Raw genomic sequence first — 24398 nt, forward strand, 5'->3', positions numbered from 1 at the left:
ACGATCCGGCCCGTAAATTGACAATTTTCAGCGTGATTGAGGTCGGCCTTTCCCTCGCATTGCCAGTGACATGATCAAGCACAATCCGCCTTCGCCCGAACCTTTGCACCGCGCCATTGCCCGCTTTGGCGACGTTGCCGTGCTGGTGGTCGGCGACTTCATTCTCGACCGTTTCGTCAACGGCGTCATCGAGCGCATCTCGCCGGAAGCGCCGATCCCGGTGCTGCACGGGCGCGGCGAGACCTCGACGATGGGCGGCGCAGGCAACGTTGTCGCCAACATCGTCTCGCTGGGTGCCAGCGCTATTCCCATATCGGTGATCGGCACCGATGTGGCCGGCGACAATCTGGTGCGGATGCTTGGCGAACTCGGCGCCGACACGGCGGGCCTAGGGCAGGAGCGCGGCCGCATGACGTCGTCGAAGAGCCGCTTCAGCGCGCTCAATCAGCAGGTGCTGCGCTTCGATGAGGAAGAGATCAAGCCGCTCGACGACAAGGAACGGGCGGACCTGGTCCGGCATTTTCGCGCCGCACTCACGCGCGCCGACATCGTCATTCTGTCCGACTATGGCAAGGGCATCTTGCTCGACGGCGTCGCCGCCGACCTGATCGCCATCTGCCGCGAGGCGGGAAAACCGGTGCTGGTCGATCCCAAGGGCCGCGACTATGCGCGCTATGCCGGCGCGACCGCCATCACGCCCAACCGCAAGGAGCTTGGCGAAGCTGTCGGTCGCCCGGTTTTCGCCGACGACGAGATCGTCGCGGCGGCACGCCAGCTGATTTCGGCGCATGGCTTCGAGTTCGTCGTCGCCACCCGCAGCGAAAAGGGCATGAGCGTCGTCGGCGCGGATGAGGCGCGCCACATCGCCACCCAGGCGCGCGAAGTGTTCGACGTTTCGGGCGCCGGCGATACGGTCATCGCGAGCTTCGCGCTGGCTCTGGCCGCGGGCGCCGATCGCGTCATGGCCGCCTCCATCGCCAATGCCGCCGGCGGTGTGGTGGTGGGCAAACGCGGCACCGCGCGGCTGACCGTGGAGGAACTCACCGGCGCGCTGTTCCGCTCGCACGGCCCCACCGCCCACAAGGACGCCATCCTCGATGCCGCATCGGCCGCGCGCATGGTGGCGGCGTGGAAGGACGAGGGCCTGAGCGTCGGCTTCACCAATGGCTGCTTCGATATATTGCATGCCGGCCATGTCAGTCTTCTCCACGCGGCGCGCAGCCAGTGCGACCGGCTGGTGCTCGGCCTCAACAGCGATGCCTCGGTGCGTCGGCTGAAAGGCGCCGGGCGCCCGGTCAACGATCAGCATGATCGTGCCTGCGTGCTCGCCGCCCTGGCCTCGGTCGATGCGGTCGTGGTGTTCGAAGAGGATATGCCGCTGGCGCTGATCGAGGCGCTTCTGCCCGACATTCTGGTCAAGGGCGCCGACTACACGGTCGAGACCGTTGTCGGCGCCGATGTGGTGCAGAAGGCGGGCGGGCGCGTCGTCCTGGTCGACCTTGTCGCCGGCAAGAGCACCACCGGCACGATCGGCAAATTGCGCGCCGGCGGCGGTACCAACTGAGGGATTTCATGTCCGGACTGAATGACTATCTGGTCCGCTCGGCGGCCGCGATCACCGCGACAGTCGAGCGTGACCTGACCGCCGAGATGGAACGTGCTGTGAGTGCGGTCGTCGCCGCGCTTTCCTCGGGCAAGGCGCTGCTGGTCTGCGGCAATGGCGGCTCGGCCAGCGACGCCATCCACATTGCCACCGAACTGGTCGGCCGCTTCCTTAAGGAGCGCAAGGCCTACAATGTGATTGCGCTGCCGGCCAACGCGGGCATGCTGACCGCCTGGGGCAATGACTATGGCTTCGACACCGTGTTTTCGCGCCAGGTCGAAGCGCATGGCGCGGCCGGCGGCGTGCTTCTGGCGATCTCGACCAGCGGCAATTCGCCGAGCATTCTGGCTGCCGCCGAACAGGCGCGCATGATGGGCATGACGGTGGTCAGCCTCACCGGCGACGGCGGCGGCAAACTCAAGCCGCTCACCGACATCCTGCTCAACGTGCCCTCGACCTCGACGCCGATCATCCAGCAGGGACATCTCTGCCTCTACCACTATCTCTGCGAGGTGGTGGAAGACCGTCTGTCGAATGGCTGACATCGGGGCCTACGGCCCATACCCGCTGGCTGAACCCGGCCTGTGGGTCGAGCGGGTGGGTTTGCAGTCCTTTCTCGCTGGGACGCCGGCGCTGTTCTTCGACCGCGACGGCACCATCAATGTCGATACGGGTTATCCCGACGATCCCGCCAAAATGGTGCTGCGCGACGGCATCGTGCCGGTCATCGCGGCCGCCAACCGGGGCAACATCCCGGTGGTCATCGTCACCAACCAGTCCGGCATCGCGCGCGGCTATTTCGGCTGGAAGGAATTTGCCGCGGTCAACGGCCGGGTTCTCGAGCTGCTTGCCACCGGCGATGCCTTCGTCGACATGGTTCTGGCCTGCGCCTACCACGAGGCGGGCAGCGGGCCACTGGCGGTCGCCGACCACCCGATGCGCAAGCCCAATCCGGGCATGCTGCTCGTGGCCCAGCAGTGCCTCGGCCTCGATCTCAAACGCTCGCTGATCGTCGGCGACAATCCCGCGGATATGCAGGCCGGACAACGTGCCGGCCTGCCGCGCGGCTGGCTGGTGGATGGCGAGGGAAGTAATGAGCCGGGCTTCGAGGTTCTGCCGCTGCGCAACCCCGATGATCTGGAACGGCTTTTGAGGGCTGTCGAGTCGCTCGGATCGAGACTGATTTAGCTTTCCGGATCTGTTGCGACGCAATCTCAATAGGTTAGCTTGAGCGTTTCACCGTTTCGCAGAAACGGCGAGCCGATACGCTATTCCCCAGGAAAGCACCACGCTCTTTTGCGGAAAAACTGCAGAGATCAGACATCATTCAAGCAAGAAATTTGCAGATGTCATTCCATCGAGAACGAGGGGAATTCATTGAAGAAAGCAATCTCTGTTGCCGTTGTCTTGTTGATATTGGCTGTGCTTTCAGCCGTGGGGTATGTCTGGCAAAAACACGGCGTGTACGGGCTCAATGCACTTCTTCGCCGCGGCGGAAGCTACTGGATCGCCGTTGCACCCGACGATGCGCGTCTCTCGCCTGCCATGCAGCTTGCGTTGAAATCGGAAATTCCTGATGTGACCGCTGGAGCCAGCTCATGGAATGAAACCGAGCCTGGATTCCAGGTCAGAGAAATCCCCGTCATGGCGGGCGACCGTGAAATTGACCGGCTCTATCTCAACCGTTTCGATCCAGCCAAATTCCGTTTCGTTGCCCGTAACGAGCCCAGTGGTGCCAAGGACATCGACCAGTGGGAAGCGGCACTCAATCCACAAGGCACAGGCGGCACCGTTCTGATCGCCAATGGCAGTTATTTCGGGCTGAAGGGCGAGGCCGACACGCCGCTGATCAGCATGGGCGCCAGGCTCGGGCCGGATGAATATGACGCCAGGGCCGGCGCGTGGATCGTGAATGCTTCGGGCACGCATGTGGTCGATCTGACCTCGCGCGACTGGCGCGCAGTCACGCAGAATGCAGAAAACGCTATGGTTTCCTATCCATTGCTTGTCGGTGAGGACGGCCGCAACAATGTACGCGCCAAGAGCAACTGGTTGGCCAACCGCACCTTTATCGCGGAAGATCGTCAGGGCTGGATCATCGTCGGTTCGACCAAGGACGCTTTCTTCTCGCTGGACCGGCTAGCAAACTTCCTGTTGCAGACCGACCTCGATCTCAAGACGGCGCTAAACCTCGATGGCGGGCCTGTTGCCTGCCTCAGCGTCCGCTCCGGGAACTTCCGGTTGAAACACTATGCCAAGTGGGAAGCCCAGGTCGCGGATGGCGACGTCTCACTGCTTCAAGCACCGCTAGATGTGCCCTGGGGATTGCCTGTTGTTCTCACGGTGGAGCGCAGGTAGCAGATCCTGCCCTTGGCAGGGTGGTCAAAGTACTCCCGATTCCGTAGCTGAAACCGGATGGCATATTCAACCTTGGCCGCTCATGTTCACGCAATCTGACCCGGAATACCCTACGATTTTGGCGCCAGAATTCGCTTTCTGGCTCATATTCGTCGTCAACATAATTGTGATCGGCGCGGCGTTTCTCGCGTCAAAAAACATTTTCCGTCTCAAATGGTTGCCGCATGTCATCACATTCGTCTGGCTTGCTTGCTCACCTATTTTGCTAGGCTTTTTAGCTTTGCCGGAGATGTCTCCTGGCGAGAGCCCCGGCCCTGGCGACGGCTTCATTCTTTTGCCAGTTGTCGGAGAGGTAGCAGTGTGTCTGTTGGGGTATGTCTTGGTCGGCGTCGCACATGCTTTTTCGAAGTTAATCTCGCTTATCAGGCGCTGAACGCCACCAGCCCTTCGTCCTTGACGCGGCGGATGGTCAGCGCGGTGCGCACCGTGTCGACATTGGGGGCCGAGGCCAGTTCTTCGATGACGAAGGTCTGGAACGTGCCGAGGTCGCTCGCCACGCAATGCAGCAGGAAGTCGGATTCGCCCGAGACCATCCAGGCGTCGCGCACGATCGGCCAGCCGCGAGTGCGCTCGGCGAAAGCTTTGAGCTCCGCGTCGGCTTGGTGATGCAGGCCGATCAGGCAGAAGGCGACGACATCCATGCCGAGCGCCGGCGCGTTGAGCAAGGCGCGATAGCCTCTGATGATGCCGGTTTCCTCCAGCCGCCGGACACGGCGCAGGCAGGGCGGGGCGGAAATGCCGACGCGGCTCGACAGTTCGACATTGGTCATGCGCCCGTCGGCCTGAAGCTCGCGCAGAATCTTCCAGTCGATGGCGTCGAGGTCGGCTTTCAGGGGCATGGCGGTCTCGGCTTAGCGCAAGAATCTTTCGCACTCTCGTCCTTAAACGACTTTTGTGTCGATGCCAGCCCTTTGGTCGGGCGATTTCGCAACCGTAACGAAAGCGGCCATTGCGCGAATAAGCCTGTAGGCCGAAGCTTTCCGGGGACGACGGCCTGATCGTCTTGCTGGTGTGGTTGGCAACCCTTACATTACCAGCAACATTTCACGTCGTTCCAAGGCACACTCGATTGTCTGCCCCGCAGAGGCTTTAGATGACCACCAAGCACGCGCCTGTCCTTATCATCGGTTCCGGCCCGGCCGGCTATACCGCCGCAGTCTACGCCGCGCGCGCCATGCTCAAGCCGATGCTCGTAGCAGGCTTGCAGCAGGGCGGGCAGCTGATGATCACCACCGATGTCGAAAACTATCCGGGCTTCGCCGATCCGATCCAGGGCCCGTGGCTGATGGAGCAGATGCTGAAGCAGGCCGAGCATGTCGGCACCGATATCATCAACGACATCATCACCGAGGTTGACCTCAATGTGCGGCCGTTCCGCGCCACGGGCGATTCCGGCACCACCTACACGGCCGACGCGCTGATCATTGCCACCGGCGCGCAGGCGAAATGGCTGGGCATCCCCACCGAACAGACCTTCATGGGCTTCGGCGTGTCGGCCTGCGCCACCTGCGATGGTTTTTTCTATCGCGGCAAGGATGTCGCTGTCATCGGCGGCGGCAATTCGGCGGTGGAGGAGGCGCTCTATCTCTCCAATCTGGCGAAGAGCGTGACCGTCATCCACCGGCGCAACGATTTCCGCGCCGAGCGCATCCTGCGTGAGCGGCTGTTGAAAAAGGACAATGTCCGAGTCATCTGGGACACGATCGTCGACGAGATCACCGGCCGGCCCGGCAAGACGCCGCTGCCGCCTTCGGTCGAAGGGCTGAAGCTCAGAAATGCGGTGACCGGCGAGGTCACCCATCTCCAGGTGGACGGCGTCTTCGTGGCGATCGGCCATGCGCCGGCGGTGGAATTGTTTGTCGGCAAGCTGAAGCAGAAGCCGAACGGCTATCTGTGGACGGCGCCGAATTCGACCCGCACGGACGTTCCCGGCGTGTTCGCCGCCGGCGACGTGACCGACGACATCTACCGTCAGGCGGTGACCGCCGCCGGGCTCGGCTGCATGGCCGCGCTCGAGGCGGAAAAATACCTGGCCGGCATCGAGGTGCACCGCGAAGCGGCGGAATAAAATCTATCAAGACGGCGTCGCAAGCCGTTCAAAAGCCTGATTTTTCATTCAGACGCCAAAAACAGAACGAGGGGAACTCAATGGCGTTGGACTGGGACAAGCTTCGCGTGTTTCACGCAGCGGCGGAGGCTGGGTCGTTTACCCATGCCGCCGAGACTTTGCACCTGTCGCAATCGGCGATTTCACGCCAGGTCAGCGCGCTCGAACATGATGTCGGGGTGCCGCTGTTCAATCGCCATGCCCGCGGCCTGGTGCTGACCGAGCAGGGCGAAATGCTGTTCCGCACGGCGCATGACGTGCTGATGAAGCTGGAGACCATCAAGTCGAAGCTGACCGAGGCCAAGGACCGTCCCTCAGGCGTGCTGAGGGTAACGACCACGGTCGGGCTCGGCGCCGGCTGGCTGACCGAGCGGGTGCAGGAATTCATCGAGCTCTATCCGGAAATCAGCCTGCAGCTGATCCTGGCCAATGAGGAACTCGACCTCACCATGCGCCAGGCCGACTGCGCGATACGGCTGCGCCAGCCGCAGCAGCCCGACCTTATCCAGCGCCGCCTGTTCACCGTGCATTTCCACCTCTATGCCTCGCCGTCCTATGTCGGCAAGCACGGCAAGCCGACCTCGGTCGCCGATCTGAAGAACCATCGCATCGTCACTTTCGGTGTGCCGGTGCCGTCGCATCTGTCGGAGCTGAACTGGCTGGAAACGATCGGCGATTTCGACGGTGGGCAAAGGGTGCCGACGCTGCAGATCAACGACATCTTGTCGATCAAGCGCGCCGTGCAGGGCGGCGCCGGCATCGCCATGCTGCCCGACTACGTGATCTCCAAGGAATCGGATTTGGTGCAGCTTTTGCCGGAGACCGAGGTGCCGTCCTTCGACACCTATTTCGCCTATCCCGATGCAATGAAGAACCAGGCCAAGCTGCACGTCTTCCGCGACTTCATCATCGCCAAAGCGCGCAGCTGGTCATTTTAAACATGCCCTTGGGAGGTGCTGGTCACCCCCGCCAAGGCGTCAGCCGTGGCAGCCAGCCGGGAACATTGCGGCGGTAGGTCTCGTATTCGCCACCGTAGCGGCGGGCGAGAGTCGGCTCCTCATAGAACCTGACGAAAGAGCCCATGACGATCGCGCCGATGGCGGCATAGGCAGCGACGCTCCAGCTTGAAAACAGCAACGCCTGGCCGAGGATGATCGACAGCACGGCGACGTACATCGGGTTGCGGACATGGCGGTAGACGCCGCCGATCACCAGTCTCTCGGTGGGTGCTACAGGCGCCGGCGTGCCCATGCCTTCGAGCGCGAAGCGGGCAAAGGAATGGACGAGCAGGGCGATGGCCGCGACGATTAGGATGGAGCCAGCCGGCACGAAGCCGGGCACCGTCGACAGCGGCAGACGGTAGCGGTCCGTCAGCAGCCAGGGCACCAGCCCGGCCACGACACAAGGTGCGGCGATGAAGAAGACCGCGCTGCCGGCGATCGCCTGGGGTGTCCGCATGTCAGGTCTCCCTTCTTCCGGCCGACCCTTTCCATCCCGCTGCCGCAAAAATAAACGCCTGCTGCCCGATTCAACGTCATTCGGCTTTTTGCCCGCGAGCGCGAGAATCAGCCCGACTTGCGGTTCTGCGAAGGCAACCGCACGGTCGCGCCATTCATTTGGCAACTTTTCGTGGTCCTATGGCCCCTAGACATGGGTTAGACCACAGCCTGTACCTTTTTGCATGCGTGTGTTGCAAAATAGATGCTTGTTTCTTGGGCATGAACAGCACATATATAGATCATCTCCTGGGCGCGTTCTCCTCCCATTAGCGCCCTCGAGTGTTCCCCTCTGGAGGTTAGCCTTAACAGGCACTTCCAATCAAACTCAGCCGGATCTTCATTGATCCGGCTTTTTTGTTTCCGGGCCTGCCGTAGCCAGCGAAAAATCGAGCAAAATCGCCGCGTAACAGTGACATGTAACCTCAGGTAACATGCCGCAGGCGCGATTCATCGTTTAAGCAGATCATAGGACGCGGTGTGGTTCGACCGGGAGATGGGGGCATCACTCGGAAGATCCGGGCTCAGGCGGCTACCGCGTCCGAACCTATTCGTCTGTCAGTGCCGCATGGCGCGGCGGATACGTGCGGCGGACCTGCCGTTTTCCTCCCAAGAAGACGGTCCGCAATAAGAGCGGCGTCCGGGTCATCCGGGCGCCGTTTTTTGTGCGGATCATCCTTCGGCCTGTCAGGCAGCCTTGCCGTTGGCGTTCATCGCCTCGTCGGCCAACCGACCGGTCAGCTCGGCCATGTGATCGAAGGCGCAACGATAGCTGGCGACGCCGGAGGTCGCCGAGCGCAGTTCGATGATCAGGTCGCCGATCTCGGCCTGCGGCATGGTCGCCTCCACGACATCCCATCCCGGCCAGTCAGGCCGCGCGTCGTAGCCAAGGATCTGGCCGCGCCGTTGCGGGATCAGCGCGATGATCTTCGAAGTGGCTTCGGACGGCGTGACGATCTCGACCTTCATGACCGGCTCGAGCAGCACCGGCGAGCAGGCCGCCATGCCTTCCTTCATGGCCAGCTTGGCCGCCATCTGGAAAGCCATGTCGGAGGAATCGACGGCGTGGTAGGAGCCGTCGGAGAGGTTGACGGCGACATCGACGACAGGGAAGCCGAGCGGGCCGGATTTCAGATAATCGCGCACGCCGGTTTCGACCGACTGGATGTAGGTCTTGGGCACGACGCCGCCGGTGATGGTGTCCGAGAACTGAAAGCCGGAGCCGCGCGGCAGCGGCTTGATCTCGATCACCACATCGCCGAACTGGCCATGGCCGCCGGACTGCTTCTTGTGGCGGCCGCGCTGCTGCACCGTCTTTCGGATCGTCTCGCGATAGGGGACGGCAGGCGCATGGCCTTCGACCGGAATCTGATTCTTGCCTTCCAGCCGCTCGCGCACGACCCGCAGATGCATCTCGCCATGGCCGGACAGCACGGTCTCGGCCGAGTCCTGGTTGTGGCGCAAGGTGAGCGAGGGATCTTCCTCGGCCAGGCGCTGGATGGCCGCCGACATTTTGACCTCGTCCTTGCGCTCCTTCGGCCGTAGCGCAAAGGCAAAGACCGGCTGCGGCGGCGTAAGCGTGACCAGCGGCTTGATACCGCCCTTCGTGGAACTCAACGTCTGGCCGGTCTTGACCTCGTCCAGCTTGCCCAACGCCACCGTGTCGCCGGCCTTGGCAGCGGTGAGCTTGGACTGGTCCTTGCCGAGCATCTTGTAGATGCCGGAGACCTTCGCCGTCTCGCCATTCGACAAATAGAGTTCGGCTGCATCGGCGATCTGGCCGGAGAGTACGCGCGACACGGACAGCTTGCCGCCATGCGCGGTGTGGATGGTCTTCATCACCTGGACCACGGTGTGATTGCCGTCGGGGACGCCGAGCCGTTTGCGCGTCGCCTCGACATCCGGTGCGTCATGGCGGATCGCCTTCAAAAGGCGCAGCACGCCGTTGCCTTTTTCGGCGGTGCCGATAAGCACCGGCGTTATGGCGCCGGCGCGCAGGTCGGCGGAAAGATCGTCGAAGACCGCGTCTTTCGGCGGCTCGATCTCCTCCAGCAACTGCTCCATCAACTGGTCGTCATGGTCGGCAAGCGTCTCCAGCATGGAGAAGCGAGCCTCCAGTTCGCGCGCCTTGTCGTCAGTTGGAATTTCGGCAACCTGGCTTTCGGCATATTCGCGGTAGATGTAGGCGCGCTCTAGCGCCAGGTCGATGGAACCGATCACCACATTGTCCTTGCGCAGCGGAATCTGGCGCAGCAACAGCGGCGCCGCGCTCGTCGGCTGCAGCATCTTCAGCGTATCGCGTACGCCGGCGATTGCCTTGTCGACCTTGTTGAGGAACAGGATGCGCGGCACGCCGAGATCGTCGAGCTTGCGCATGATGAGCTGCAAGGCTGGGATCTTCTTCTCGTCGGCCTCGGCGACGACCACCGCGAGATCGCAGGCTGCCAGCACCGGCTCGGCCTCGAAGGAGAATTCGATCGATCCGGGACAGTCGACGAAGGTGATCTGCTCGCCCATGAATTCGGTGGTGGCAAAGGTCGCCTCGACGCTCATGGCGTGCGCCCGCGCCTCGGGCGAATGATCGGAAACGGTGCTTCCCGATGAAACGGGATTTTGGCGGGGGATGGCGCCCGTACGGGCGAGGATGGCTTCGAGAAGTGTCGTCTTACCGCTTGCAAAGGGACCGACTATGGCAATGCATTTCGGTCCCGTGCGTCGTCCTCCGGCGCGAGTACCCATGGCTGACCTCCACTCAGGCTTGGCCCTTGGAGTGCGATCAGCAAAAGTGGAAACGGTTTTGCGCCGATCGCACCCTGTCGTGAGCGGCGGCCGGCCTGTTCGACCGTCGCGGGGCGGGGTTGTTTCTCTTAGCCACCTGCCCAAGCCCATCGTCCCACGGGTTAGCCGGCAGGGCAAGGAAAATAGGAATCCGGTGCGCCGTCAGGCGGCCGAGGCAAGACCCCGGGATCAGAACCGTCCGGCGATTTCAGCTTGCCTGGGTGCGGCGCGTGGGCGTGGCGGCTGCACTCTGCTTCACCACCATCTCGGCGTAGCGCGACAGCAACGGGTTGAACAGGTCTGGGCGTTCCCAGAACGGTGCATGGCCGGCGCCTGATATGACATGGCATTGTTCCCACAGCAAGCCATAGGCCACCGTCTCGAAGTAACTCAGCCGCACCAGCGGATCATGCTCTCCATTGATCACCGCAACCGGGAACGGGGCGTGCTCGACCACCTGTTTCTGGTCGGCGCCCTTGCCGGCAAACATGCTGCGCGCCACGCCGGCGCGAAGCCTGCCGTCGGTGCGCCTTATGGCTTCGCGGAAAGACGGACTGGCGGTATCGCCGAAGCAAAGCGCCTCGAAGCGCTCGATGTCGCGTTCGGAGTAGACCTTCTTGGAGGCCAGCAGCATGTCCCAGTTGGCGTGAAAGCCGCGCAGCATGCCAAGCGGCCCCCGCGACACCGGCGGCGCTCCGGTCAGCACCAGGCCGCTGACCGCATGGTGAAAGCTGGCCAGTTCGACCGCCACATGGCCGCCGAGCGACCAGCCGAAGATGATGGCGTGGCCGATGCCCAAAGCGTCGAGAAGCCGGGCTGTGGTCTGGGCAAGGCCGGTAATCGTATAGGCGGTCGCCGGGTCGCGGGCATCGGAGGACTCGCCGTGGCCGGGAAGGTCGAAGGCGATCAGCCGATGGCCGTCGGCAAGCGGGCTATCGAACTGACGGGCAAACACGGCGCGCGAACTGCCCGACCCATGGATCATGACGATGGGCATGCCGGACCCAGACGACTGGCTGAGGCGCAAGTCGGCCTGCGGCGTGCGGATGGTGCGGTGAGTGATGCTCATGCTGGATTAGACCTTGAGATTTGCCTGACCGCCAACATCGCATCGCTGGCTCTATATGTTCTTTAAACATGTGGTTAAGAAAGGATTTCTAAAGAGATAGCCGGCACGATCGCTGGCTCCATGGCAATCACGCGCGGAATCCCGACAATGGAACCAGTCCTCGATCTTCTTGTCTCGATCTGCAGCATCGCGATGCTTGGCCAATATGTCTGGTCGATGCGGGCGCATTTCCAATCGCAGGCGATGTCTCCAGGCGCCATGGTGATTTCGGCGGCGGTCATCGCCACGGCGCTGTTCTTTCTCGCCACCCTTTGGATCCAATCGCAGCCGGGTTCGGCAAAGCTCACCGGACTTGCCGTCGAACTGGCGAGCTCTGCCCTGTTCTGGTGGGCGATCGTCACGTCGCGCAAGGTGCGGCTGCGCTTCGTCTTCGCACCCGACGATCCGCACAGCCTGCTGACCCACGGCCCCTACGGCCATGTCCGCCACCCCTTCTATACGTCCTACATCGTCTTCTGGATCGGCTGGGGGATCGCGACCTGGTCGGTCTGGGCGTTGGTGCCGGTCGCCGGGATCGCTATCCTCTATGTGTTTGCGGCGCTGGACGAAGAGAAGAAATTTTCGCGCACGCCGCTGGCCGGAGCCTACGCGGACTATCGCGTACGTGCCGGCCTGTTCTGGCCTCGGCTGGGGTGGTAGCGAGCACCGGGGCAGGGTAGGTTCTACTGAACTCAGGGGTCACCAGAGATGAAGATCATTGCCTGCGGCAGCGTGCCGACCATCATCGCACCGGAGAAGTATTTCACCGGCCGCGTGCTGCAGACGCCCATCATCGAGAAGGAAGCGCCGGCGCGGCTGCGGGCCACGCTGGTCAGCTTCGAGCCTGGCGCGCGTACCCACTGGCACACGCATCCGCTCGGCCAAACGCTCTATGTCACGTCGGGCGCCGGCCTTGTGCAGACATGGGGCGGGCCGATCCAGGAGATCAAGGCGGGCGACGTGATCTCGTTCGAGCCGGGCGAGAAGCACTGGCACGGCGCGGGTCCAAAGACGACAATGACCCACGTCGCCATGCAGGAAGCGCTGGACGGCGTCCACGCAGATTGGATGGAAGCGGTCACCAGCGAGCAGTATGGCGGCTGAGGTCTGCTCCTGACAAAAACCCGGCTCGAAGCCGGGTTTCATGTCTCGGTGCCGCCAGTTCAGGTCAGCGATGCCGTGAACCGCTGGATGCGCGTGCAGGCTTCCTCCAGCAGCGTCTCCGACGTGGCGTAGGAGATGCGGAAGTTGGGGCCGAGGCCGAAGGCAGAGCCGAACACCACCGCGACACCCTCGGCCTCGAGCAGTTCCGAGCAGAAGGTCTCGTCTGTGTCGATGACCTTGCCGGCCTTGGTCCTCTTGCCGATCAGCTGGGCACAGGACGGATAGACGTAGAAGGCGCCTTCCGGCGACGGGCAGGTTATGCCGCGCGCCTGGTTGAGCATCGACACGACGAGGTCGCGACGGCCCTGAAAGATCGCCTTGTTCCTGGCGACGAAATCCTGCGGGCCGTTGAGCGCCTCGACCGAGGCCCATTGCGCGATGGTGCAGGCGCCCGAGGTCTGCTGGCCCTGGATCATGTCCATCGCCTTGATCAGCTGGACGGGACCCGCGGCATAGCCGATGCGCCAGCCGGTCATGGCATAGGCTTTCGAGACGCCGTTCATGGTCAGCGTGCGCTCGTAGAGTTTCGGCTCGACCTCGGCGATCGTCCTGAAGACGAAGTCGCCATAGGTCAGGTGCTCGTACATGTCGTCGGTCAGTGTCCAGACATGCGGATGCTTCAAGAGCACGTCGGCCAGCGCGCGCAGCTCGGCTTCCGTGTATGCGGCGCCGGACGGGTTCGACGGCGAGTTCATCAGCAGCCATTTGGTCTTCGGCGTGATCGCCTTCTCCAGCGCGGCCGGAGTGAGCTTGAAACCATTGTCGATCGAGGTGTCGGCGAACACCGAGGTGCCGCCGCAGATCGCCACCATTTCGGGATAGCTGACCCAATAGGGGCGGGGGATGATGACCTCGTCGCCTGGGTTCAGCGTCGCCATGAAGGCGTTGAACAGGATCTGCTTGCCGCCGGTGCCGACAATGGTCTGCTCGGGCTTGTAGTCGAGATTGTTCTCGCGCTTGAATTTTTTCGCGATCGCCTCGCGCAGCGGCGCGATGCCCGAAACCGGCGGGTATTTGGTCTCGCCGCGGCGGATCGCCTCGATCGCCGCATTCTTGATGTTGTCGGGCGTGTCGAAATCCGGTTCGCCAGCGCCGAGGCCGATAATGTCGCGGCCGGCATTTTTCAGCTCGCGGGCTTTCTGCGTCACCGCGATGGTGGCGGAAGGCTTTACGCGGGCAAGGGCGTCGGCAAGAAAGGCCATGACCAGATATCTCCAGAGGGGTCGGCGCAACCGCAAACAGCTGCGGCGCTTCTCATGTCGCATCGACCCGGCAAGTGCAAGCATTGTCGGATGAGCCAGGGGTCAAGGACCTGTGAAGATCGGCTTTTGGAGCGCGTGCATGACGGTTTCGCTCTGCGCTGCGGGCTCGGCAATCGATAGGCTTATCCCCGGCAAGAATAAATTCATCAACGGCCGCTAAAACCTTTGACGGCAGGATCGCCAGCCATTTCGCCTGTCTCGCGGAGCGAGGGACCCTTGTCGCGCAGCACCGGGCTTGCCCACATCATCCGTCACGATGACGGCACCGCTTCAGGTGTCTGGGGTCCCTACACGCTGCAGAGCGCCTTTCAGCCGATCTTCGCCTTCAAGGGGGGCAAGCTCTCGATCGCAGCGTTCGAGGGGCTGATCCGGCCGTTTCGTGTCGGCGAGCCGCAATCGCCGATGAACTTCTTCCGCACCTGTCCGGCCGGCGACCGCCTGCACATCGAGGCGCTGACGCGCACGCTGCATTTGCTCAATGCCGGCGCCTGCCTGCCGCAAGAAGCCTCGATCTTCGTCAATTTCGACCCGTCGGTGTTCACCGAGCGCACCGTCGCCGACAACGCGCTGCGCGACATGCGGCTGGTGCTGCACGAGGCGGGGATCGATCCGCGCCGCATCGTGTGCGAGGTGACCGAGCAGAAGTCGGCGTCGCAGGAAACGCTCTACAGCTTTGTCGAGGCGCTGCGGGCCAATGGCTTTCGCATCGCCGTCGACGACTACGGCGCCGATGAATCCGACATCAACCGCATCAAGGAGCTCAAGCCCGACATCGTCAAATTCGATGCGCACTGGATCACGCAGCTCATGGAATCCGGCGCCGGCTTTGCCCTGCTGACTGCCATGGTGACGAACTTCGAACTACAGGGCATCCGCACGGTGTTCGAAGGCATCGAGGAAGGCTGGCAGCTTGAACTAGCCGAGAAATCCGGCGCATCGATGGTGCAGGGCTTCGTGCTGGCGAAGCCGGAACTGGCGCCGACCAGCTTTCGCGCTTTCGGCAAGGATGGGCAGCCATCTGTCGCGGCGGCCGAGCCTGGCAAGACGCCTGCCGGCCCGACTGCAGCGCCTCCGGCGCGGCCGGGCAGGGTGTTCGGGCGCAGGACCGGGCCATGACCGGGCAACGCGAGAGGCGTCGCGATATCGGCGAAGCGATCTTTGCCGACGAGGTCGGCATCGAATACGGCGTCTACGGCGCGTTCCGGCTGAAGAGCGCCTACCAGCCGATCTTTGCGCCACGCGGTGGCGCGTTGGCCGCGGTTGCCGTCGAGGCGCTGATCGAACCGCAGCGCGCTTCCATGCCGGTTGCACCCGCCATGTTCTTCGACAGTGTTGCGCCGGGCGACCGCCTGTTTGTCGAGACGATGTGCCGGATGCTGCATCTGAAAAACTTCCGCAACATCGGCGTCGACGGGCTCGACCTGTTCTTCAATTACAACCCGATGATCAACGATCATCTCGGGCGGGCGCTGGCCGAGATCCGGCTGATGACGCGGCATCTCGGCGATCTCGACCTGCATGCCGCCATGCTGGTCTGCGAGATCACCGAACAGGCGGCCGACGATAATGTGCTGGCCCCGCTGGTGCGCGAGATGCGGCGCCACGGCATCCGCATCGCCATCGACGATTTCGGCACCGGCCACTCGACCGCGGAGCGGATGAGCCTGCTCCAGCCGGATATCGTGAAGATCGACGGCGGCTGGTTCGCCGAATTCTGCCGCCACGCTGCCGCCGAGCGCTTCTTCCGGCCGCTCGTCTCGTCGCTGCACGATCGCGGCGCCAAGGTGCTGGTGGAAGGCATCGAGCAATCCGTGCATCTGCGCGTCGCGCTGGATGGCGGCGTCGACCTGCTACAGGGGTTCCATCTCGGCCGGCCGGCGCTGGCCGGCACGATCTTCAACCGGGAGCCGCTGTCGATCGAGGCGCTGCTTGGCGCCGACAACAAGGTGGTGCCGCTGCATCTGCGGCGCTGATTTGTGCTCGCGCTTGCCGCCGCTTCGCGGCTCGTTCCGGACCGGACGCCAACGGGCGCGATGCCCGGTTGGGCTTGCGGCCTTCGGCCGTAGCGCGCATTCAAAGAGGGCGAACTCGGCCCGCGTGAAGTTCAGCCAAAGCCTGCTCGGCAAACTTATCCAGCCGGCCAGCCTTGGCGTCCGCCTCGATCTGCATATCCCACACCTCTGCCTGATACGCTGCGAACCATTTGGCAAAGGCCTTTAGTTCTTTGGTGTTCAGGGCTGCGATGGATCTTTCAATCTGTTCGAGCTTGGTCATGGGGCGAAACTAATAGCATGGCCATCGTCCAATTCCAGACAAACAAAAAGGCGGGATAAATCCCGCCTTCCCATTTTCGGTAGCCTGATCGGAGCTTTAAGTCCGGGCCGGCAGCTATCTGCTGATCCAGCTTGTCGGGTCTTTCCGCTCCAGCGCGCTTCTCGCGCGACCGTCAGTACATCCGTGACTTGCCGCGCGCCCCGAACTCTCGTCCGGCGCGCGCCATCGCAAAATCAGGCTGCCTTGCTCAGAGAACCAGCGGACGACTTGCCAGTGCGGCGGTCCTGCTCGATCTCGAAGTTGATTTTCTGGCCTTCGACCAGGGTCGACAGTCCAGCGCGCTCGACAGCGGAGATGTGAACGAAAACGTCCGCACCGCCCGAATCAGGCTGAATGAAGCCGAAGCCCTTGGTGGCATTGAACCACTTGACCGTACCAGTTGCCATATGAATAGTCCTCGCATTTGCTTTGGTTTGACCGAACCGAGGTTCAGCCGGTTTGTATCGAGATTTTGGAGATAGACGTCAGCAAACGCGAAGATCGCGAGGCCCGGATCGATCGGCCGAAATATCAATGGAGCTGATATAGGCGGGTTTCGCACCAAAAACAAGATGGCTCGAAAAATGGCGTTGCGGTGGCGCCGCCCAAAGGCCGCCCCAATCGCATGAAAGCGTCGAGCAATCGGGAAGACCGGGACGCCCGACGGCGTTAGTCCGGTTTTGGGAGACTGTCATGAAAACGGTTGTGAAAACCATTCTGCTTGCCGCCTGCCTGACGCTGGCGGCCGCCGAGGCGCAGGCGATCTCGCGCTACGACCCCACTCGTATGAGCTGCGACAGGGTGCAAGGCACGATCGCCCGCCAGGGCGCAGTCATCCTGCGCTATCAGTCCAGGCGCGTGCCGGGGCTGCCGCTCTTCGACCGCTATGTGCAGAGCCAGCAATTCTGCAATGTCGGCGAGGTCAGAAAGCGCGCCTATGTGCCGAGCGCCGATACCGAATCCTGCCCGGTCTATCTCTGCAAGCGGATCGAGAACGACCATTTTCACCGCCGCTTCCTGCGCCGTCATTAGGCATTTGATATTCAAGTGAGGCCGGCCTGCGAACGATGGTCTTCTGCGCGTCCGGCGCCCACGTACATTAAGTACGCTCCGCTCCGGTTCTCGAAGACCATAGTTCTCGGTGCGGCCTGACCTGAATCTCAACACACCCAGCCGGCATACCATTCAAGCTCTTAGAACCCGAACGAGACCTGCGCCGCCGGCGGCGGGCCGACGCGCACGCCTTCCATGGCCAGCATCTTTTCCTTGGTGGCCGAGCCGCCGGGCGCCGAGAAGCCGCCGATCTTGCCGCCCGCGGCTAGTATCCGATGGCAGGGGATGACCAGCGGCACCGGGTTGGAGCCCAGCGCTGCCCCGGTTTCGCGCGGCAGGCCGGCTTGGCCGGCGCGCTTGGCCAGTTCGCCATAGGTGGTGGTTTCGCCGTAATGCAGTTTTCGCGCCGCGTCGTAGATGGCGAGACGGAAGTCGTCGACGCCGTCGAGATCGACCGGCACACCGGAGAAATCGACGTCCTCGCCTGAGGCATAGGCCTTGATCGAGGCGATGAGCTCGACCACCCATTGCGGCTGCCCAATGTTCGCAGTGGTATTGGCGGCAACACCGGCATGCCGCATCAGCCGGCGTTCCACCGCTTCGCGGCTCCTTTCGGGCAGGCAGAGCCGGATCAGGCCCTTATCGCTCCAGGCGATGCCGATGAAGCCGATCACTGTTTCTAACACTGCGTGGCCGGCTGTGATCGAAGATGCCGTTTCCATGATGCGCTCCTTTCCGCAAAGCGGCGAAAACCGGGATGCCAACCGGGTACATATGCAGAACAATATGGCATCTGATCCCGGCTCTCGCCACCCGAAAACCACCAGATGGTCCCGATTGCCCACTAGGAATCGCTGGTGTAAGGACTTCTTAACAACCGACAAATCGGACCCCCGCGGCTTGCCAGCAAAATTCAACCTTTTCGCGATCTCTGTGATCGTCGGCGCAGCTGCCCTCAGCGGCTGCCAATCGACCTCGCAGATGAAGGCCACGCCTGCGCTGACCGAAACCGCGACCACCGCCGGCAGCGATGCCGGCTTCACCGTGCCGCTGCCCGATACGGTTTCGGTGCTGCCGCAATCCTCAGGCATAACACCCGTTCAGTCGGCCGAAGCGACGCCGGCGACGCCAGCGCTCGATGCCGCCCCGCAGCCGGCTGCCGAGACCGCGGCCTTTGCCGGCGCGACGCCCACGGCCCCGGCCCTGCCTGCGGTGATGGCCGCCAACGCCTGGCAGGCGCCTGCGCCCGCCAAGGCCGGACAGCCGGTCGCGGCGCAATATACGACCGCCAGCCTTGTCATGCCGGCGACCGCCAAGGGCGGCCAGAACGCCATGCCCGGCGTGCAGCAGGTAGCCTATGTCGTGCCGCAGAACCCTGCTTCCCTGGGCCAGTTCCCCGCCGCGCCCCTCGGTCTCCCGGAAGAAGAGCATGCGACCGGCATGCGCGGCGACGTCGACCGGCTGATCCAGAAATACGCTGCTCTCTACGAGGTGCCGGTCGATCTGGTGCGCCACGTCGTCAACCGCGAAAGCACCTACAATCCCAAGGCTTACAATAACGGCCATTGGGGGCTGATGCAGATCAAGCACGCGACGGCGCGCGGCATGGGCTATGACGGGCCGGCCAAGGGCTTGTTCGACGCCGAAACCAATCTGAAATACGCGGTCAAATATCTGCGTGGCGCCTGGCTGGTGGCGGGTGGCAACGCCAAGAAGGCCGATTGGCTCTACCAGACCGGCTATTATTTCGACGCCAAGCGCAAAGGCCTGCTCGAGGCCACCGGCCTCGGTGTCGACCGCAAGCGCCGCCGGCTGCAGCCCGACGCCTGAGCGCGATGCCTGAACCGCGCCCGCCGGCTCCAAACGACATCCGGCTGCGCAAAATCCTCGACGAGACGCTCGTTGCACCGCACTGGCCGGCCGGCTTTACCATGCGCTGCTTCGAACATGGTGACGCGCAGCCCTTGCATGCGCTTTTGACCGAGGTGTTCGACGACGGCACCGACGGCCCGTTCGACGAATGGTGGCCGCGCATATCCAGCGATGCCGAATTCGACCCGGCGCTGTGTTTCCTGGTCATCGACGCCAAGGGACGGCTGGCGGCGGCAGCGCTGTGCTGGACCAGGGCCTTCGTCAAGGACCTCGCGGTCCATCCCGAAGCGCGCGGCAAAGGCATTGGCGAAGCGCTGATGTGGCAGGCTTTCAACGCCTTTCGCGATCGAGGCGCGGCCCATGTCGACCTCAAGACCAACACGGTCGAGAACGCCGCCGCGCTCAGGCTCTACGAGCGGCTGGGAATGGTGCCTGTCGCCTGGGAAGGGTAAGGGCTTTTTTCTTGCCGCAATTCCCTGGGGAAAACGCTACGCGCTTTTCCCAGGAAAACCGGTTCCCACTTTTCCTGGAATTGCTCGAGCGCTGTTGAAATCCTTCGGATTGTGAACTGCTTCACATAGGCCGCCGCAACCGGATGCTACCTCACCATCCATGCCTTTCGACCGATGGCGGATCGACGACTGGCAGATGTGGAGGGGCTGCACCGGCATGTGTTCAGCCACTCCTTGGCGGGTCCCAGGCGGGGGTTTGGGGCCCGCCAGTCGTTTTACGGCAGCCCTCAGATATCGGGCGCATTGCCGATCTTCTTTTTGAGCTCAAGCGCCCAGGCGCGGCCCTCGTCGCCGCCCCACAGCAGCCAGGCGATATGGCCGGCCGATGGATTGTCTTCATTGCCGTAATTCTTGCCGCGCTTGTCGACCTCGTGGCGGGCGAAGTAGCTGACCATGCGGCGTATAGTGGATGGCGCCAGCTTTTCGCGGTTCTTGAGTTCCGTCGCCCGCGCCACGCCGATCTCGGTGCCGCCCCGGCCGAATTCTCTTCGCAGCCTCAACCCCTTGGCGGCATTGTCGGCCACCACTTGCGGGCAGCGCAGATCGATCTCTTCATCCTCTTGCATGTGTCTCCCCAGCTCCGGAAATCTAACCTGCAGACGCAATACAGGGAAGTGCAACCGGCTCCCAATGCAGCGCCGTCCATTAGGATCAGCGCGCCATCGGCATCTGCGAGATCCTGTGGAACCTTATGGATTTCACGCCTGAGGGTCGGCCGAACTGGAACGAACAGCTGCAATATGGCGAGGCGTGCTGTCCTGAGGTTTGTCCGCCAGGGGCTCGGGACGGCTCTTCGGCAGATGGTCGCTGACGAATAGTTCTCCGGACGCAACCCTGCCGCCAATGCCGCGTTTGATTAGCCGAGGGAATTTTCAAATCGGAGACCTCAGATGAAAACGCTTCTCACCATTGCCGCCGTCGCCTTGTTCGCCGGTGCCCCTGCCGCCTTTGCGGCCAACTCGACTGCGGTCGCGCCTGCCATGGCCGCCAGCAAGGTCGATACCCCAACCTTCGTCAAGACCGTGCCTAGCTCCAACGAATTCGAAATCCAGTCGAGCAAGCTCGCCGAGGAGAAATCCAAGGCGGCTGACGTCAGGAAATTCGCCAAGCAGATGGTCAAGGACCACACCAAAGCCGGCAAGGAGTTCAAGGCGGCGCTGAGCCAGGGCCAGACCACCGGTTCGACCAAAGCCGCGGGACCGGCCCTGCAGCCGAAGGAGCAGGCAATGCTCGACGAGTTGAAGAGCACAAGCGGCAAGGATTTTGACGCCAAGTACATCCAGATGCAGACGGACGCGCACAAGGAGGCCGTTGCCCTGTTCAGCACCTATGCCAACTCGGGCGACGACCCGGCGATGAAGGAATTCGCCAAGAAGACGCTGCCGACGCTGCAGATGCACGAGAAGCACGTGAAGGAACTCGCGGCCGCGCATCAGGGTTGAGGGTTGGTGACTGGCCAGCAATAGCATTCTACGGCGCCCCCTCTGTCCTGCCGGACATCTCCCCCACGAGTGGGGAGATCAGCAGCGTCGGCGCCGTGCTTTTCTACCGACGGTGAAAATTGGCGAAGGCTGAGGCGACAGCCAATCTCCCTGCTTGTGGGGGAAATGTCCGGCAGGACAGAGGGGGGCGCCGTAGAGTGCGACGGCCGATGCCTGCCGTTGGCAAGGCATTGCGGCAAAGTGGCTCTGTGGCTGCGGCGGCAGTGACATACACTGCCGCCACCAATTCAATGGAGCTCCCATGCCCAAGATCGACCTGTCCACCGTGCCTGTCCGCAAGGGCTCCGGCTACCCCGCACCCTTCGACGCCCCTTGCGCCGAGCGCACACGCCAGCGCCTCGGCGATGCCGGCGGCCTCACCGATTTCGGCGTCAACCTGATGACATTGCCATCAGGCGGCTGGTCCAGCCAGCGCCACTGGCACAGCCATGAGGACGAGCTCGTCTATGTGCTGGAAGGCGAACTGGTGCTGGTCGAGGATGGCGGCGAGACGCTGCTCAAGGCCGGCGACTGCGCGACCTTTGCCAAGAACAGCGGCAACGGCCACCACATGATCAACCGCTCGTCCACAACGGCGCGCTATCTCGAGGTCGGATCGCGCAATCCGGATGATCTCATCACCTGCTCCGACATCGACATGATGAGCCCGAGTTCGGATGGCAGGTTCCTGCACAAGGACGGCATGCCCTATCCGGGGCAGGGGTGACGGCTGGACTATGGTCCGGCGCTGGCGTTCGCTGGGCGGGGGGATAAGCTCCTCACAATCAAAGGTGGCGCAGGCCCCCTCATCCGACCGCTTCGCGGCCACCTTCTCCCCACTGGGGAGAAGAGGGAAGCGCTGGCGCTGACCGGCTGCTCTCCCCTCGGGGAGAGGTCAGCCGAGCGAAGCGGAGGCTGGGTGAGGGGGCCTTGGCGCCAGCTTGGCAAACAAGGGGAAGATCACCATGAAAAAAGAAGTCATCGAAGTGCCCGTCATGTCGGCCAAGGTGCGGGCGTATCTATGTGGCAAACCAGATCAGCCATGAAGAAGTTTGCCGGATTGTCCTTGCCGACATGAATCCCAAGAATGAGGACCATCTACAGTGCCTCTTCCTGTTCGCCAAGGAAGGGCTGACGACCGATGCAATGGATGCATTCCATCAGCAGGCACAGCTGTTCAACAAGTTTACGGTTTCGGCGATCATCCGGTCTGAAGCCGTGATTTCGGTGGTGCGCCGGGAAATCCGGAAGCTCTTTCCAGACATCAAGGTTGGTAACGAGAACCTCTCGCAGTTGGTCGAAAATGAAGTAATCAAGCGGGATACGATCGAAGGCGACAAGGCTAAGGAAGCGGTCGCTAGGATGCGAAAGGCTACGAACAAACTGGAGAGGGCTAAGGCTAAGGCAGTGAAGCTCATTGAGGTAGAAACGCCAAAATGAGATTCTTTGGAGCCGAGCAATGAAAATTCAAAATTTCAGGATACGCCGGTTCAAGGTTATCGAAGATACCAGTGTAGGCCTATCTGATTTGAACATAATTGTTGGATAAAACAATTCTGGAAAAAGCAGCATAATTCAAGCTCTCCATTTTTGCATATCGATCTTGCAGTCCATCGCACTGGCAAAGAAATGGACGCGAAAAAGCCCTTTGATAGCGACGCTAGGGCCGGATGAGATCATATACTCTCCTGCGTCTAATCCATACGCCCTAGGTCAAGGTGGAAAATTGGTGGAGGGTGAAAATAGATCGATTTTGTTTGATTTGACCTTGGAGAATGGGCGTACTTTTTCCTTGGAAGTTGCGAAAGGTAAGAACAACAATGTCCAAGCCCGAATTGTGAATCCGGAAGTCGCTGTGGGATTAGCGAGTTTAGATGATCCGTTCAGCATATTCTCGCCGGGATTAGCGGGTGTCGCTAAGAGCGAGGTGTTTGTTTCTGATGGAGTTTTGTTGCGGGCTCTTGCTCGGGGTGACGCGAACGTAATTCTTCGCAATATGCTCCTTAGGCTTTGGCCAAATGAAGATAATAGAAATAGATTTCTCGTTGACCTCGCTGAGGTATTCCCTGGTGTCGAGATCGATGTTATTTTTGAGCAAAAGATTGATGAATATATATATGTATTCGTTAAGAAGGACGGCACGAGTATCCCTATTGAACTTTGCGGAACCGGATTCCTACAGGCAGTTCAGATACTGTGTTATCTTCATAGATTCCGCCCGAGCCTAATTGTTCTTGATGAGCCAGACTCCCATCTTCATCCGAACAATCAAAGGATAATCTCGAATCTTCTATTTAGAATAACTGAGGATTTAGGAACTCAGATTGTTATCACGACCCATTCTCGACACATAGTTGATGCGCTTTCCGGCGTTGCTCGATATATTTGGGTTCAGTCTGGTGCTGCGGCTCCGGCTTCCCGCGACGACCAGATTGACATACTAATGGATTTGGGCGCTCTCGATTTGAAGGAGAGAATTGGAACAAAGAACTACGATGCTATATTATTAACCGAGGATGAAATAACTAGAAGTATCGTTACATTATTAGCGTCTAGTGGGTTTGATATGGAAAGAACGTTGATTCTTCCCTATCGCGGTGTAACGGAGTTACATAATCTTAGGACTATAGCGGATCATACTCGACGTATATCGGGCGCCCGCCTTGTGATTCATAGGGATCGCGACTTCCTTGACCCCATGGAAGTCGAAGCGTGGAAAACGTCAATTCGGGAGATGCAGTGTGATTCATTTGTGACAACTGGTGTCGATATCGAATCTCACTTGCTGAATCCGCGCTACCTTTCGGCTCTAAACAACTTACAGAACGAGGCTCAGTTTACGGAAATTCTCAATCAGGCGATCAAGGAGATTCGCGAGGACGCATACGAGCATGCTCTCAATTCCCGGTTAGATTGGGAACGCAAACAGGGAAATGGACGAGTAAACGTAGGAGCTTTAGCGCGAGACATGAGGCAAAGGGTGAATGATGACCCTCGTGCCAATATGTCGGGAAAGAAACTGCTTAAGAAAATTCGAGATATTTATCGCCAGCGCGTCGGTGCAAACCTGACCGTAGGAACGGGTTCTGAGTTGATACGTGATGACAGCTTATTGACGATAGCAAATAGGATATTTCCGCGCCGCAGAGAAAATCAGTGATGGACACCCTCAGGGAGCTCATCTGGGTGGTGGCGCTGCCCTTCATCCGCCTGCCGGCACCTTCTCCCCGT

General features: G+C 61.5%; 27 protein-coding genes. 18 read left to right on the top strand and 9 right to left on the bottom strand.

Annotated elements, in window-relative coordinates:
- Positions 1–70: 70 nt before the first annotated feature.
- From rfaE1 to NKI88_RS11275, 5 genes are all read left to right on the top strand, one after another.
- Positions 71–1564 carry a D-glycero-beta-D-manno-heptose-7-phosphate kinase gene (rfaE1, locus tag NKI88_RS11255; protein ID WP_352655126.1) on the top strand — a complete coding sequence of 498 codons (1494 nt, stop codon included), beginning with the start codon at positions 71–73 and terminating at the stop codon, positions 1562–1564.
- A gap of 8 nt (positions 1565–1572) precedes the next feature.
- Entirely contained in the window at positions 1573–2145 is a 573-nt protein-coding gene (locus NKI88_RS11260) for a D-sedoheptulose-7-phosphate isomerase (RefSeq protein WP_023701614.1), read from the top strand.
- Complete coding sequence (locus NKI88_RS11265; RefSeq protein ID WP_352655128.1) at positions 2138–2791, top strand: D-glycero-alpha-D-manno-heptose-1,7-bisphosphate 7-phosphatase; 654 nt, start codon at positions 2138–2140, stop codon at positions 2789–2791. Before NKI88_RS11260 ends, NKI88_RS11265 begins: the two co-directional genes overlap by 8 nt.
- A gap of 189 nt (positions 2792–2980) precedes the next feature.
- A complete protein-coding gene (locus tag NKI88_RS11270) occupies positions 2981–3961 on the top strand; it encodes a phosphodiester glycosidase family protein (RefSeq protein ID WP_352655130.1) in 981 nt (326 codons plus the stop codon).
- 82 nt (positions 3962–4043) lie between these two features.
- On the top strand, positions 4044–4394 hold the full coding sequence (locus NKI88_RS11275) for a hypothetical protein (protein WP_352655132.1): 351 nt from the start codon (positions 4044–4046) through the stop codon (positions 4392–4394).
- On the opposite strand, the gene NKI88_RS11280 is transcribed toward NKI88_RS11275, so the two are convergent.
- Positions 4384–4860 (bottom strand): Lrp/AsnC family transcriptional regulator, encoded by a 477-nt coding sequence (locus NKI88_RS11280; RefSeq protein WP_023689719.1) that lies wholly within the window; start codon positions 4858–4860, stop codon positions 4384–4386. The two genes, NKI88_RS11275 and NKI88_RS11280, sit on opposite strands and share 11 nt — an antisense overlap.
- A gap of 254 nt (positions 4861–5114) precedes the next feature.
- Between NKI88_RS11280 and trxB the strand changes: the two genes are divergently transcribed.
- Complete coding sequence (gene trxB, locus NKI88_RS11285) at positions 5115–6089, top strand: thioredoxin-disulfide reductase (RefSeq protein ID WP_023705868.1); 975 nt, start codon at positions 5115–5117, stop codon at positions 6087–6089.
- An 80-nt stretch (positions 6090–6169) separates the two neighbouring features.
- Complete coding sequence (locus NKI88_RS11290) at positions 6170–7066, top strand: LysR family transcriptional regulator (RefSeq protein WP_023671970.1); 897 nt, start codon at positions 6170–6172, stop codon at positions 7064–7066.
- A gap of 22 nt (positions 7067–7088) precedes the next feature.
- Here the strand turns inward: NKI88_RS11290 and NKI88_RS11295 are convergent, their stop codons facing one another.
- The 3 genes from NKI88_RS11295 to NKI88_RS11305 all read right to left on the bottom strand — a co-directional run bounded on the left by NKI88_RS11295 (position 7089) and on the right by NKI88_RS11305 (position 11471).
- Positions 7089–7586, bottom strand: coding sequence for a methyltransferase family protein (locus tag NKI88_RS11295; RefSeq protein ID WP_023671969.1), 498 nt, complete (start codon positions 7584–7586; stop codon positions 7089–7091).
- A 725-nt stretch (positions 7587–8311) separates the two neighbouring features.
- Positions 8312–10363 (bottom strand): elongation factor G, encoded by a 2052-nt coding sequence (locus NKI88_RS11300; protein WP_023683761.1) that lies wholly within the window; start codon positions 10361–10363, stop codon positions 8312–8314.
- A gap of 247 nt (positions 10364–10610) precedes the next feature.
- A complete protein-coding gene (locus tag NKI88_RS11305; RefSeq protein ID WP_023671967.1) occupies positions 10611–11471 on the bottom strand; it encodes an alpha/beta fold hydrolase in 861 nt (286 codons plus the stop codon).
- 147 nt (positions 11472–11618) lie between these two features.
- Between NKI88_RS11305 and NKI88_RS11310 the strand changes: the two genes are divergently transcribed.
- On the top strand, positions 11619–12170 hold the full coding sequence (locus tag NKI88_RS11310; RefSeq protein ID WP_023683763.1) for a methyltransferase family protein: 552 nt from the start codon (positions 11619–11621) through the stop codon (positions 12168–12170).
- Between the two features lie 48 nt (positions 12171–12218).
- The gene (locus NKI88_RS11315; RefSeq protein WP_352655135.1) at positions 12219–12614 is read left to right on the top strand and encodes a (R)-mandelonitrile lyase; all 396 of its coding nucleotides are present in this window, start codon (positions 12219–12221) and stop codon (positions 12612–12614) included.
- A gap of 59 nt (positions 12615–12673) precedes the next feature.
- Here the strand turns inward: NKI88_RS11315 and NKI88_RS11320 are convergent, their stop codons facing one another.
- Positions 12674–13876 carry a pyridoxal phosphate-dependent aminotransferase gene (locus NKI88_RS11320; RefSeq protein WP_352655137.1) on the bottom strand — a complete coding sequence of 401 codons (1203 nt, stop codon included), beginning with the start codon at positions 13874–13876 and terminating at the stop codon, positions 12674–12676.
- A gap of 276 nt (positions 13877–14152) precedes the next feature.
- Here NKI88_RS11320 and NKI88_RS11325 point away from each other — a divergent pair, with 276 nt between their 5' ends.
- Positions 14153–15052: an EAL domain-containing protein gene (locus NKI88_RS11325; RefSeq protein WP_352655139.1), complete on the top strand. Its 900-nt coding sequence runs from the start codon at positions 14153–14155 to the stop codon at positions 15050–15052.
- Entirely contained in the window at positions 15049–15909 is an 861-nt protein-coding gene (locus NKI88_RS11330) for an EAL domain-containing protein (RefSeq protein WP_023689726.1), read from the top strand. Before NKI88_RS11325 ends, NKI88_RS11330 begins: the two co-directional genes overlap by 4 nt.
- Before the next feature lie 100 nt (positions 15910–16009).
- Here NKI88_RS11330 and NKI88_RS11335 read toward each other — a convergent pair whose 3' ends face one another.
- Together NKI88_RS11335 and NKI88_RS11340 are read right to left on the bottom strand one after the other, a co-directional pair.
- Entirely contained in the window at positions 16010–16210 is a 201-nt protein-coding gene (locus NKI88_RS11335) for a hypothetical protein (RefSeq protein WP_352655141.1), read from the bottom strand.
- Between the two features lie 233 nt (positions 16211–16443).
- Positions 16444–16656 carry a cold-shock protein gene (locus tag NKI88_RS11340; RefSeq protein ID WP_015316174.1) on the bottom strand — a complete coding sequence of 71 codons (213 nt, stop codon included), beginning with the start codon at positions 16654–16656 and terminating at the stop codon, positions 16444–16446.
- A gap of 298 nt (positions 16657–16954) precedes the next feature.
- Here NKI88_RS11340 and NKI88_RS11345 point away from each other — a divergent pair, with 298 nt between their 5' ends.
- Positions 16955–17281, top strand: a complete 327-nt coding sequence (locus NKI88_RS11345; RefSeq protein WP_023689728.1) for a hypothetical protein — start codon at positions 16955–16957, stop codon at positions 17279–17281.
- Between the two features lie 161 nt (positions 17282–17442).
- On the opposite strand, the gene NKI88_RS11350 is transcribed toward NKI88_RS11345, so the two are convergent.
- Complete coding sequence (locus NKI88_RS11350; RefSeq protein WP_352460591.1) at positions 17443–18024, bottom strand: methylated-DNA--[protein]-cysteine S-methyltransferase; 582 nt, start codon at positions 18022–18024, stop codon at positions 17443–17445.
- Positions 18025–18202: 178 nt separating this feature from the next.
- On the opposite strand from NKI88_RS11350, the gene NKI88_RS11355 reads away from it, so the two are divergent.
- Positions 18203–19132 carry a transglycosylase SLT domain-containing protein gene (locus NKI88_RS11355; protein WP_352655143.1) on the top strand — a complete coding sequence of 310 codons (930 nt, stop codon included), beginning with the start codon at positions 18203–18205 and terminating at the stop codon, positions 19130–19132.
- A gap of 5 nt (positions 19133–19137) precedes the next feature.
- A complete protein-coding gene (locus tag NKI88_RS11360) occupies positions 19138–19626 on the top strand; it encodes a GNAT family N-acetyltransferase (RefSeq protein ID WP_023724918.1) in 489 nt (162 codons plus the stop codon).
- A gap of 287 nt (positions 19627–19913) precedes the next feature.
- Here the strand turns inward: NKI88_RS11360 and NKI88_RS11365 are convergent, their stop codons facing one another.
- Positions 19914–20252: a hypothetical protein gene (locus tag NKI88_RS11365; RefSeq protein WP_023697061.1), complete on the bottom strand. Its 339-nt coding sequence runs from the start codon at positions 20250–20252 to the stop codon at positions 19914–19916.
- Positions 20253–20576: 324 nt separating this feature from the next.
- Here NKI88_RS11365 and NKI88_RS11370 point away from each other — a divergent pair, with 324 nt between their 5' ends.
- The 4 genes from NKI88_RS11370 to NKI88_RS11385 all read left to right on the top strand — a co-directional run bounded on the left by NKI88_RS11370 (position 20577) and on the right by NKI88_RS11385 (position 24327).
- Positions 20577–21128, top strand: a complete 552-nt coding sequence (locus tag NKI88_RS11370) for a DUF4142 domain-containing protein (RefSeq protein ID WP_023733307.1) — start codon at positions 20577–20579, stop codon at positions 21126–21128.
- Between the two features lie 301 nt (positions 21129–21429).
- Positions 21430–21894 (top strand): cupin domain-containing protein, encoded by a 465-nt coding sequence (locus NKI88_RS11375; RefSeq protein WP_023740206.1) that lies wholly within the window; start codon positions 21430–21432, stop codon positions 21892–21894.
- A 296-nt stretch (positions 21895–22190) separates the two neighbouring features.
- Positions 22191–22607: a hypothetical protein gene (locus tag NKI88_RS11380; RefSeq protein ID WP_352655146.1), complete on the top strand. Its 417-nt coding sequence runs from the start codon at positions 22191–22193 to the stop codon at positions 22605–22607.
- Between the two features lie 163 nt (positions 22608–22770).
- Positions 22771–24327 carry an AAA family ATPase gene (locus tag NKI88_RS11385; RefSeq protein WP_352655148.1) on the top strand — a complete coding sequence of 519 codons (1557 nt, stop codon included), beginning with the start codon at positions 22771–22773 and terminating at the stop codon, positions 24325–24327.
- Positions 24328–24398 lie beyond the last annotated feature (71 nt).

Origin of the sequence: Mesorhizobium sp. M0317, assembly GCF_040321555.1 — a bacterium.
In the GTDB taxonomy this organism is placed as follows: domain Bacteria; phylum Pseudomonadota; class Alphaproteobacteria; order Rhizobiales; family Rhizobiaceae; genus Mesorhizobium.